Annotated in this window: 12 protein-coding genes; all 12 read left to right on the forward strand. The window is 66.8% G+C overall.

Features of this window, described 5'->3' with window-relative positions:
* Nucleotides 1-1,928: bifunctional acetate--CoA ligase family protein/GNAT family N-acetyltransferase (locus HMPREF9440_RS05860; protein WP_008542412.1), on the forward strand; the 1,928-nt coding region annotated here is incomplete at its 5' end.
* A 40-nt stretch (nt 1,929-1,968) separates the two neighbouring features.
* Nucleotides 1,969-2,730, forward strand: coding sequence for an enoyl-CoA hydratase-related protein (locus tag HMPREF9440_RS05865; RefSeq protein WP_008542413.1), 762 nt, complete (start codon nt 1,969-1,971; stop codon nt 2,728-2,730).
* A gap of 212 nt (nt 2,731-2,942) precedes the next feature.
* Nucleotides 2,943-3,833 carry a transporter substrate-binding domain-containing protein gene (locus tag HMPREF9440_RS05870; RefSeq protein WP_008542415.1) on the forward strand — a complete coding sequence of 297 codons (891 nt, stop codon included), beginning with the start codon at nt 2,943-2,945 and terminating at the stop codon, nt 3,831-3,833.
* Nucleotides 3,834-3,927: 94 nt separating this feature from the next.
* Complete coding sequence (locus HMPREF9440_RS05875) at nt 3,928-4,665, forward strand: amino acid ABC transporter permease (protein ID WP_008542418.1); 738 nt, start codon at nt 3,928-3,930, stop codon at nt 4,663-4,665.
* Between the two features lie 19 nt (nt 4,666-4,684).
* The gene (locus HMPREF9440_RS05880; protein WP_008542420.1) at nt 4,685-5,371 is read left to right on the forward strand and encodes an amino acid ABC transporter permease; all 687 of its coding nucleotides are present in this window, start codon (nt 4,685-4,687) and stop codon (nt 5,369-5,371) included.
* 34 nt (nt 5,372-5,405) lie between these two features.
* A complete protein-coding gene (locus tag HMPREF9440_RS05885; RefSeq protein WP_040764091.1) occupies nt 5,406-6,134 on the forward strand; it encodes an amino acid ABC transporter ATP-binding protein in 729 nt (242 codons plus the stop codon).
* Nucleotides 6,135-6,366: 232 nt separating this feature from the next.
* A complete protein-coding gene (locus HMPREF9440_RS05890; protein ID WP_008542422.1) occupies nt 6,367-7,350 on the forward strand; it encodes a KpsF/GutQ family sugar-phosphate isomerase in 984 nt (327 codons plus the stop codon).
* The gene (locus tag HMPREF9440_RS05895; protein ID WP_008542423.1) at nt 7,350-7,883 is read left to right on the forward strand and encodes a KdsC family phosphatase; all 534 of its coding nucleotides are present in this window, start codon (nt 7,350-7,352) and stop codon (nt 7,881-7,883) included. The genes HMPREF9440_RS05890 and HMPREF9440_RS05895 overlap by 1 nt, the downstream gene beginning before the upstream one ends.
* 2 nt (nt 7,884-7,885) lie before the next feature.
* On the forward strand, nt 7,886-8,500 hold the full coding sequence (gene lptC / locus HMPREF9440_RS05900) for an LPS export ABC transporter periplasmic protein LptC (RefSeq protein ID WP_008542424.1): 615 nt from the start codon (nt 7,886-7,888) through the stop codon (nt 8,498-8,500).
* 5 nt (nt 8,501-8,505) lie between these two features.
* Nucleotides 8,506-9,093, forward strand: a complete 588-nt coding sequence (gene lptA, locus HMPREF9440_RS05905; RefSeq protein ID WP_040764100.1) for a lipopolysaccharide transport periplasmic protein LptA — start codon at nt 8,506-8,508, stop codon at nt 9,091-9,093.
* A gap of 12 nt (nt 9,094-9,105) precedes the next feature.
* Complete coding sequence (lptB, locus tag HMPREF9440_RS05910; RefSeq protein WP_008542426.1) at nt 9,106-9,900, forward strand: LPS export ABC transporter ATP-binding protein; 795 nt, start codon at nt 9,106-9,108, stop codon at nt 9,898-9,900.
* A 3-nt stretch (nt 9,901-9,903) separates the two neighbouring features.
* Nucleotides 9,904-11,200 (forward strand): RNA polymerase factor sigma-54 (locus HMPREF9440_RS05915; RefSeq protein ID WP_040764094.1); only part of this gene is annotated, 1,297 nt, incomplete at its 3' end.

Raw genomic sequence — 11,200 nt, forward strand, 5'->3', positions numbered from 1 at the left:
CGGGCCGCCGCGAATCCTTCGCGGCGCTCGTCCGCCAAGCGGGCGCGCACCTCGTCACGCGCTTTGCGGACTTTGCGGCCGCCGCGGCCGCCTTTTCGATCGGCCGTCTCCCGCAGGGAGAGGGCACCCGCACCGCGATCCTCACGAACGGGAGCGGCTTTGCGGCGATGGCGGCGGACGACGCCGCGGCCGCGGGGCTCACGCTCCCCGGGCTGAGCTCCGACGTCGTGCAGACCTTCCGGGAGAAGTGGCCGGGCGAACAGATGCCGGTGAACCCCGTGATTCTGGGCGCCGGGAGCTCCGAAGCCCGATACCGCGAGACCCTGGAGGCGCTTTTGGGCGACCCGGGGTTGGACGCCGTCCTCACGATCGCCGCACCGAACCCCGCGCTCGACTTCGACGCAGTGGTGCGCGAAGTCGCGCTCGCCGCGCAGACCTCGGTCAAGCCCGTGGGGCTCGCCTGGGTGAGCGGCCAGCGAAGCGCCGCGGTGAAGCGCATCCTCGCCGAGAAGCCCGACGCGCGCGTCTGCGCCGTGCGCTCGCCCGACGACGCCGCCCGTGCGTTGGGACTTTTGGCGCAGCAGACGCAGCTCGTGCGTGCGCGGCGCCTCCCGCCCGCGGGCCCGCGCCCGCGTTTGGGGCGCGAGCGCACCGAAGCGCTCCGCAGGATGGTCGAAGAGGCCCTCGCCGCACGCCGCCATGCGTTGACGGGGAACGAGCGCGCCCGGTTCTTCTCGCTCCTGGGCGTGCGCTCCGTCGCGACGGAGCGGGCCCCGGACGCGGACGACGCCGTCCGCGCGGCGTTGGATCTGGGCTTTCCCGTCGTCCTCAAGGCCGACGCGCCGGGTCTCGCCCGCAAGGCGGCACTGGGGCTCGTCGAACTCACGCTCTTTGCGCCCGAGGACGTCCGCACCGCGTTCGAGCGCCTGCGCGGCGCCTACGAAGCGATCGAAAACCTTCCGCTCTGGACGGGGGTCGTCGTCGAGAAGATGCACCCGCACATGCCCGAGCGGGAACTCCGCTTTGCGATCGTGCGCGACCACGTCTGGGGGCCGACCCTCGAATTCGGCCAGGGCGGCCTGTCGGGCGAACTCCACCCGGAATTCGCCGCGGCGCTCCCGCCCGTCTCGCTCGACGTCGCGCGCCAGACGGTGCGGCGCCCCGCGGTTGCGCGCACCTTCGGGGGCTTTCGCGGGATGCCGCCCGTCGACACCGACCGTGCGGCGGAGCTTCTCTGTCTTCTCTCCGACGTCGCCGCCGCGATTCCCGCGATCCGTGAGATCCGCATCGACCCGCTCGTCCCCGAACCGGACGGCTTCCTCGCCTTGGACGCCGGCGTCTGGCTCTGGGACGGCCCCGTTCGCCCCGAACCCAATCACCCGCATCTCACCTTGGGCGCCCCGCCCGAGACGGCCGGAGACGACGTCTTCACCGCAAAGGACGGCACCCGCTACCGCGCGCGTCCCGTCGAGGAGGACGACTTCCCGAGGGTCTTCGAATTCATCTCGGGGCTGTCGGAAAAGAGCTTCTTCCTCCGATTTCACAGCTCGGCACGGCTCTCCGAAGAGCGCGTCGCCGCGCTCTGCCGCATCGACTACCGACGCGCGGTCGCCTGGGCGGACGTCTGCGGCGACGGCGCCGGGGGCGAACGGATCGCCTGCCTCGGCCGCGTGAGCCTCGCCGATCCCGCCGAATGCCCCGACGAAGCCGAATTCGGCGTCGTCGTCGCCGACCGGGATCAAAGACGCGGTCTCGCCACCCGCATGATGGCGAGGCTCGAAGACGAGGCGCTCCGCTTGGGCGCGAAGGCGATCTTCGGGATCGTGCTCCGCGGCAACGACGGCATGAACGCGATGATGGAAAAGCTCGGGTACGTGCGCGCATCGGACGAGCGCGACACGATCCGCTGGCGCAAGATCCTGCGGTAGAATCCCGACCCTCTTCAAAACCCACGACGAGAACGACACCATGGCCATTCAGATCACGCAGGCGCTCGGCATCCTTCACATGACGATCGAGCGCGCGGACCGCCGCAACACGATCACCTCGGACATGTTCCGCACGATGACGGATGCGCTCCTCGACGCCGCGACCGATCCGAAGGTCCGCGTCGTGCTCCTGAAGGGCCACGAAACGGTCTTCTCCGCCGGGATGGACCTGGAAGAGCGCATGCGCTCGCCCGAAGCGATCACGGCCGCGGCCGAGCGCTTCTTCGACGTGCTGCGCACGTTCCCGAAGCCGATCGTCGCGCAGGTGAGCGGCCCCGCCGTGGGCGACGCCTTCACGATGCTCCTCTACTGCGACTTCGTCTACTGCTCGACGCGCGCGCTCTTCAGCGTGCCGTCGGTCGCGCTGGCGTTGACGCCCCGCTTCGGCACGGGCTACGTCATGACGGCCGCCGCGGGCTACCCGAAGGCCGCCGAGAAGATCCTCCTGTCGGAACCCATCAGCGCGGACGAAGCCGAAGCGATGCGCCTCGTCACGGCCGTCGTGGAGCCCGACGACCTCGAAATGCTCGTGGCGTCCAAGACCGCCCGCCTCGCCGTGCTCCCGCCCGAGGCCGTCGCCGCCTCGAAGCGCCTCCTGCGCATGGCCCGCGACGCCGCCATCGAGGCGCAGTCCGCCGAAGAGCGTTCGGTCTTCGCCGAACGCATGGCGAGCGGCGAAGCGAAGGAAGCCGCGGCCGCCTTCCTCGAAGGCCGCAAGCCCGTCTTCGCGCCCGAAGAATAAGCACGGATTCGTGAGAACGCACCATATCGGTGCGTTCATGCCTCTTTGGCGCATCTTGAGGGTCCCAGTGACCCTCAGCATCAGCACCCCGAAAAAGCCCGGAATCTCCGGGCTTTTCCGCATCATGCACCGCTTTGGCACGCGGCTTGCTTCCCTTAGGTTCAAAGGCGCCGAATTCCGGCCCCCGCACTGCTTTTGGGAGTTCCCGCATCATGTTCAAACGTCTCTCCGCCGTTCTTCTGACCGCCGCCCTTGCCGCGGGCGCCGTTCATGCCGCCGAACTCGACGGCACGCTGAAGAAGATCCGCGACACCAACACGATCACGATCGGCTACCGCGAAAGCTCGGTGCCGTTCTCCTACCTCAACGCCGACGGGAAGCCCGTGGGCTACGCGTTTGAGGTGTGCCGCGCCGTGGGCGAAGCCGTCAAGACCGAACTGAATCTCCCGAACCTTGAAGTGCGCTACCAGGCCGTAACGAGCGCGAACCGCGTGCCTCTGATCCAGAACGGCACGGTCGACATCGAATGCGGCTCCACGACGAATTCGCTCGTGCGTCAGCGTGAAGCGGCCTTCGGCCTCAACTACTTCGGCATCCAGGTCTCCGCCGCCGTGAAGAAGTCCTCCGGCATCAAGACGATGAAGGACCTCGACGGGCGCAACGTCGCCGTCACGTCGGGGACGACCAGCGTCGCGCTTCTTCGCGACTTCATGAAGAAGGAAGGCGTGAAGATGCGTCTGCTCATGACGAAGGACTTCGCCGAAGCGATGCAGCTCGTCGTGAACGGCCGCGCCGACGCCTTCGTGATCGACGACGTGCTCCTCGCCGGGCAGATCTCCAACACGGACAACCCCGCCGACTACATGATCCTCGACGCGTCGCTCTCGCGCGAACCCTATGCGGCGATGTTCCGTAAGGACGACCCCGCCTTCAAGGCTCTGGTCGACCGCACGATCGCCGGGATGTTCTCTTCGGGCCGCATGGCCGAGCTCTACAAGACCTGGTTCGAGTCGCCCATCCCCCCGAAGAACGCCAACCTAAACTTCCCGATGAACGCCTACACGAAGGAACTCTTCGCGTCGCCCAACGACAAGGGCATCTGAAAAACTTTGGGGCTTGACCCCAGGCGGGCGGCGGAGACCCCTCGGTTCCGCCGCCCTCACGATTTAGAAGAACAATTCAAGGCGGCCCGCACTCATGGCGATCAATCTCGACTTCTCCTCACTTTTGGAACCCGGTCTCTTTACCGAAGACCCCTGGTGGCTCTACCTCCTGGGCGGCGCGGGCTGGACGATCGCCCTGGCGGTCGCCGCGTTCGCCCTGGCGCTCGCCCTGGGGCTCGTCATCGGGACCCTCCGAACCGTGAGGACACCCTGGATCCGGCACTTCGCCGAAGCCTGGATCGAACTCTTCCGCAACATTCCGCTCATCGTCCAGATCTTCGTCTGGTACTTCGTCGTCCCGGAACTCATCCCCGCCTACAAGAGCTGGATGATCGCCGCGGACCCGCTCACGACGCAGTTCCTCTCCGCCTTCCTCTGCCTCGGGCTCTTCACGTCGTCGCGCGTCGCCGAACAGGTCCGCGCCGGCATCGAATCGATCCCGAAGGGGCTCCCCGCCGCCGCGCGCGCCCTGGGGCTCACCACCGTGCAGAGCTACCGCTTCGTGCTCCTTCCGATCGCCTTCCGCATCATCCTGCCGCCGCTCACGAGCGAATCGATGAACCTCGTCAAGAACACCGCGGTCGCGATCACGATCGGTCTTCCCGAACTCACGATGCGCGCGAACGAAATGGGTGAGAACACCTTCCAGTTCTTCGCCGCCTACTGCTGGGCCACGGTGCTCTACATCGTGATTTCGCTCGCCGTCAACCGCCTGATGACGACCGTGGAGGCGCGCTGCGCCGTTCCGGGCTTCATCGCCCGCCGCGCCTGATACCCCCGGAGGAACCGACATGTCGCTCGACTTTTCCACGATCACCGCCTCCGCGGGCTTTTTGGCGGACGGCGCCGTCTACACGCTGCAGCTGACCGCAATCACAACCCTTCTGGGTCTTCCCCTGGGGACGCTCCTCGCGCTCGCGCGCCTCTCGCCCCGCAAGTGGCTCTCCACCCCCGCGGTCCTCTACATCAACCTGATGCGCTCGGTGCCGTTGGTGCTCGTGCTCTTCTGGTACTTCCTTCTCATGCCCGAGGTGCTCCGCATCCTCCTCGGGCTCGAACACCCCGTGATGATCGGCGCCGACATGACGGCCGTGATCACGTTCGTGCTCTTTGAGGCGGCCTACTTCGCCGAGATCATGCGTGCCGGGATCCAGTCCGTGAAGCGCGGTCAGTACTTCGCCGCGATCGGGCTCGGCCTCAACTACGCGCAGACGATGCGCTACGTGATCATTCCGCAGGCGCTCCGGAACATGCTTCCGGTGCTGCTCACGCAGATCATCATTCTTTTCCAGGACACGAGCCTGGTCTACGTGATCAGCGGCAACGACTTCATGGGCGCGGTTTCCAAGATCGCTCAGCGTGACGGGGAACTCGTTTTGATGTACTCTTTTGCGGCCGTCTGTTATTTGGCCGTCTCCTTGTCGCTCTCGCTGCTCATTCGTCGTCTGCAGTCGAACCTGAGCGTGAACGCCCGGTAACTCACGGACTTATTTGAAGGACCCCCTCATGGCAATGATTGAAATCAAGAACATCAGCAAGTGGTACGGCAACTTCCAGGTGCTCAAGGACTGCTCGGTTGATGTTGAAAAAGGCGAAGTGGTCGTCGTCTGCGGTCCCTCGGGCTCGGGCAAGTCCACGCTCATCAAGACCGTCAACGCGCTCGAACCCTTCCAGAAGGGCGAGATCATCGTCGACGGGATCTCCGTCGGCGACCCGAAGACGGACCTGCCGAAGCTGCGCAGCCGCGTCGGCATGGTGTTCCAGCACTTTGAGCTCTTCCCGCATCTCTCGATCCGCGAAAACCTCGTGTTGGCGCAGATGAAGGTGTTGGGCCGCGGGCGCGAGGAAGCCACGGAGCGAGGCCTGAAGCTCCTGGACCGCGTCGGGCTTCTCAAGCACGCCGACAAGTTCCCCGGCCAGCTCTCGGGCGGCCAGCAGCAGCGCGTGGCGATCGCCCGTGCGCTCGCGATGGACCCGATCTGCATGCTCTTCGACGAACCGACCTCCGCGCTTGACCCGGAAATGATCAACGAAGTGCTCGACGTCATGGTGCAGCTCGCCCGTGAAGGCATGACGATGATGGTCGTCACGCACGAAATGGGCTTCGCGCGCAAGGTCGCCGACCGCGTGATCTTCATGGACGCGGGCGAAATCATCGAGAACCTGCCCTCCGACGAATTCTTCGGGAAGCCCCACTCGGAACGCGCCCAGAAGTTCCTCTCGAAGATTCTTCACCACTAAACCGGTGCCCGGTGCGGGCCTTCCGCACCGCAGCCCGAAACGCCGCCTCGGCCACCCACGCGCCGCAGGCGGCGCTTTCGTTTCATGACTCCGACAACTCTCGAAAAGTTTGGGCGTTCGTCCTAACGCCCGGCCCCGCATCGGTTACGATCGAATGTTGACGCCAACCGCTAAAATGCGCGTCGGGGTCGCCCGATTGCGGCCCCCTCAGATTCATTCCGCGAGCCATCCGATGACCATTTCCTACTCCGCCGCCGACGCGGTCACGCTCGGCCGAGACGTCCTACGCCATGAAGCCGCCGAACTCGAACGCGCCGCAGGCGATCTGGGCGAAGCCTTCGCCGAAGCGGTGAAGCTCATTCTCGGCGTCAAGGGCCGCCTCGTCGTCTCCGGGGTCGGGAAGTCGGGCCACATCGGCCGCAAACTCGCCGCGACCTTCGCCTCGACCGGCACCCCCGCCTTCTTCGTCCATGCGGCGGAAGCCGCCCACGGCGACCTCGGCATGATCACAGCGGAGGACGTCGTCCTCGGGATCTCGTACTCGGGTGAGACGAGCGAACTCCTGACGATCGTCCCCACCTTGAAGCGCGAAGGCGCGAAGCTGATCGCCATGACCGGCAACCCCGAGTCCTCGCTCGCGCGCTACGCCGACGTGCACCTGAACTGCCACGTCGAGCGCGAAGCCTGCCCCTTGAACCTCGCGCCCACCGCGTCCACGACGCTCACGCTCGCCCTGGGCGACGCCGTCGCGGTCGCCTGTCTCGCGGCGAAGGGCTTCGGGAAGGAAGACTTCGCGCGCAGCCACCCGGGCGGCGCCTTGGGCCGACGCCTCCTCATCCACGTGCGCGACGTCATGCGCACGGGCGACGCGATGCCGCAGGTGAGGGACGACACGACGGTTTTGGACGCCGTGCGCGAAATCACGAAGAAGCACATCGGCATGACCGCCGTCGTCGCCGACGACGGGTGCGTGCTCGGGATCTTCACGGAAGGGGACCTGCGCCGCTTGATCGAGCGCGTGGGCGACATCCGCGAGATCGTCATCCGCGACGTGATGACGAAGTCCCCGCACACGATCGGCGCCGACGAACTCGCCGCCGCGGCCGCGAAGGTTCTGGAAGCCAAGCACTGCAACCAGCTCCTCGTCACGGACGCCGAAGGGCGCCTGATCGGCGCTCTGCACATGCACGACCTCATGGACGCGAAGGTGATCTGATGACGACGCTCGAAGACCGCGCCCGCGCCGTCCGCCTCGTCGTGCTCGACGTCGACGGCGTCCTCTCGGACGGCCGCATCAACATTTCCTCGAACGGCGAACTCTTCAAGTCGTTCTTCGTGCGCGACGGCCTCGGGATCAAGATGCTCCAGAAGGCCGGGATCGAAGTCGCGATCCTCACGGGCCGCACGTCCGCGATCGTCGCGGAGCGTGCGAAGGAGCTCGGGATCACGCACGTGCTTCAGGGCCAGCGCTTCAAGACGCCCGCCTACGAAGGGCTTCTCGCCCAACTCAACCTCACCGACCGCGAGGTCGCCTACATGGGCGACGACGTTCCGGACCTGCCGCTGCTCATGCGCGCGGGGCTTCCGGCGACGCCCGCCGACGGCATCGCGGATCTTGACGGCATCGTCGCCTGGCGCGCGCCCCACGCCGGGGGCGCGGGCGCCGTGCGCGACCTCGCCGAACTCATTCTGCGGAGCCGGGGCCTTTGGGACGACCTGGTCCGCGCGGCCTACGTGGAGGGCCGCTGAGGATGACCCACCGCCGACTCATCATGAGCGAGCGCATCACCGCGATCGCCGGCGCGAGCATCCTTCTGGCGCTCGTTCTGGCGAGCTACTACTACGCGGTGCAGACGGGGCTGATGGGGCTCCGCTACGTGCCTTCGCCCGAGAGCCCGGACTTTACGGCCGAGAACGTGACGCTCACGGACTTTTCGCCCGAGGGCGGTCCCACGACCCGGCTCGTCGCCGCGCACGTCGCGCACTTCTCCGACGAGCGCATGAGGGCCGAGAACGCGCTCTTCGTGACGCTCGACCCCGCGAAGCTTCAGACGACGCTTCGCGCCGACGAAGCCTGGAGCAACGACGGGATGGAAACTGTCGAACTTGAAGGCAACGTCGAATACACCCGCGCCGCGGGTCCGGCGGAGCCCGACCTCTACTTCAGGACCGACCGCCTGCGCGGTTGGCTCGACACCTACCGGTTCGACACGACCGCGCCCGTCTTCATGCGCCGCGGCAACGACGTGACCGAGGCCGAAGAAGGCATGGTGTACGATAACATCGCCCGCACGGTCGAACTGCGCAAGCGCGTGCACACCGTGCTGCAGCCCCAGAACTTCCATTCCTCCACCCTTGAACGATGATCCCCATGAGGCAGCTTCTCGTCGCCGCGGCCTGCGCCGCACTCAGTCTCCCGGTTTGGGCGCTCAGCACCGACCGCGATCAGCAGATCGAGGTTCATGCGGACCGCTTCAACGGTGACGAAGTCCAGCAGACGGCGGTCTACGCCGGGAACGTCGTCGTCGACCAGGGGTCGATGAACATCACCGGGGCGAAGCTCGAACTCTCCGTCACGCCCAAGGGCTACCGCAAGGCGGTGATCACGGGCTCGCCCGCGCGCTTCAAGCAGCAGCGCGACCCGAAGACGAAGGGCATCGACGAGTGGATGCACGCCGAAGCGAACTGCATCACCTACGACGAAGAGCGCGACACGGTGACGTTGGAAGGCGCCGCGCGCATCTCGCGCACGGAAAACGGCGTGCGCAAGGACCAGTCGAGCGGCGAGCGCATCGTCTACAACCTGCGCTACGCGCGCTCGACCATCGAGGGCGGCACCACCGACGGCAAGAAGAACCGCGTGAGCACGATCATCGCGCCGCGCACGAAGGAAGCGGCCGAGCCCCGCAATCAGGGCGCCCGCCTTTCGCCCGCCACCAACCTCACCGCGCCCAAGTAACGGACACCACGGATGACGACCGAACAGACGACGACGCCCGAAGAAGAGCTGCTCCCGCCCGAAGAAATCCACACGCTCGAAGCGACCGGTCTGCGCAAGCAGTACGGTTCGCGTCAGGTGGTCAAGAGCGTCGACCTTTCCGTGAAAAGCGGCGAAGTCGTGGGCCTCCTGGGCCCGAACGGCGCCGGGAAGACGACGAGCTTCTACATGGTGGTGGGGTTGGTCGTCGCAGACGGCGGCAAGATCGTCCTCGACGGGCATGAGCTCACCCACATGCCCATCTACAAGCGCGCCCGCATGGGGCTCTCCTACCTCCCGCAGGAAGCGAGCGTCTTCAGGAAGCTCTCCGTCGAAGACAACATCCGCGCGATTCTGGAACTTCAGATCGACGAGAACGGCAAGCCCTACACGAAGGACGAAATCGAACGGCGCCTGGACGAACTTCTGGACGAACTCCAGATCCAGCACATCCGCACGAGCACCGCGTTGTCGCTCTCGGGCGGGGAGCGCCGCCGCACGGAAATCGCCCGCGCGCTCGCCGCGAACCCGCGCTTCATCCTGCTCGACGAACCCTTCGCCGGCGTCGACCCGATCGCGGTGATCGAAATTCAGCGCATCATCCGCTACCTCTGCGAGCGCAACATCGGCGTCCTCATCACGGACCACAACGTGCGCGAAACGCTCTCGATCTGCGATCACGCCTACATCATCAACGAAGGCCGCGTGCTCGCCGCCGGCTCGCCCACCGAGATCATCAAGAACGCCGACGTGCGCACCTTCTACCTCGGCGACAACTTCAGCATGTAAGCCATGCACGCCGAACTCCAGGCCGTCCTCGCGCAGCAGCAGAAGCTCTCCGCCGAACAGCAGCAGGGGTTGAAGCTCCTGCAGCTCCCCGCGGAGGCGCTTTGCGCCGAGGCGGCGCTCTGGATGGAGGAGAATCCTCTGCTTGAGCGGGTCGACCCCGAAGACGGGATCCCCGGCGTCTACGAAGCCTGGCCCGGGGGCCCGCGCCCCGAAGGGGACTTCCAAGAAGATGCCGACACGCCCGCCGAGGAAACCCTTCGCGGGATGCTCCGCGAGCAGCTCCTCCTCTCCGAACTCACGGAAGACGTCCGCGACGCCGTGCGCGACCTCATCGACGAGGTCGACGACGACGGGTTCCTGAACCCCACGCCCGAAGACCTCGCCTCGATCGATCCCTCGCGCCCCGCGACGCTTTGGGACGAGGCGATCATCGCCCTGCGCTCGTTCGACCCCGCAGGGATCGCCTGCGCGGGTCCCGTCGAAGCCGTCCGGGAGCAGATCGCGCGGCTCGCGCGCGCCGGAGAACTCACCCAGGACGCCACGGAGGCGCTCGCCCACCTCTTCGGCGAACACCTTCAGGCCTTCGCGTCGCTTCTTCAGACCTCGGGCCCGGCCCGTGCCGACGCCGCCCGCGCGCTCGGCCTCTCCCCAGACGTATTGGACGAGGTGCTTTGGGCGCTCCCGCTTTTGGACCCCCATCCGGGCCGCCCCTGGGCGGACGCCGCCCCGACGGTGCTTCCCGAATTCTTCGTCGAATGCCGTGAGGGGAGGTGGGTGGCGCTCGAAAATCCCGCCGCTTCGCCCCGGCTTCGGCTCGCGTCTCCCAGCGTCTCGGGCGGTCCCGCCTGGACCGCGGCGCTCCAGGAAGCGCGCCAGCTGATCGCCCGCATCGACATGCGCCGTGAGACACTCCGCCGGATCTTCACGCTGCTCGTTTCGCGCCAGCAGGGGTTCTTCACTGAAGGCCCCTCGGCTTTGACGCCCTTGACCCAGAAGGACGTCGCGGAAATCCTCGGGCTCGCCGAATCCACGGTCTCCCGCGCCATGGCGGGGAAGTACTTCCAGTGCCGTGCGGGGACGTTCGAGTGGCGACGGCTGCTCGCGCAGGCCGCGGAGGGCGGGTGCTCGACCGACGCCGTGCGCGCCCGCATCCTCGCGCTCATTGCGGCGGAAGACCCCACCAAGCCCCTCTCAGACGCGGCGATCGAAGAGCAGCTCGCGTCGGAGGGCATCATCGTGGCCCGCCGAACCATCGCGAAGTACCGCGAGATGGAAGGAATCCCGAGCACCCGTCAACGGC

The sequence above is a fragment of the Sutterella parvirubra YIT 11816 genome, from assembly GCF_000250875.1.
Taxonomy (GTDB): Bacteria; Pseudomonadota; Gammaproteobacteria; order Burkholderiales; family Burkholderiaceae_F; genus Sutterella; species Sutterella parvirubra.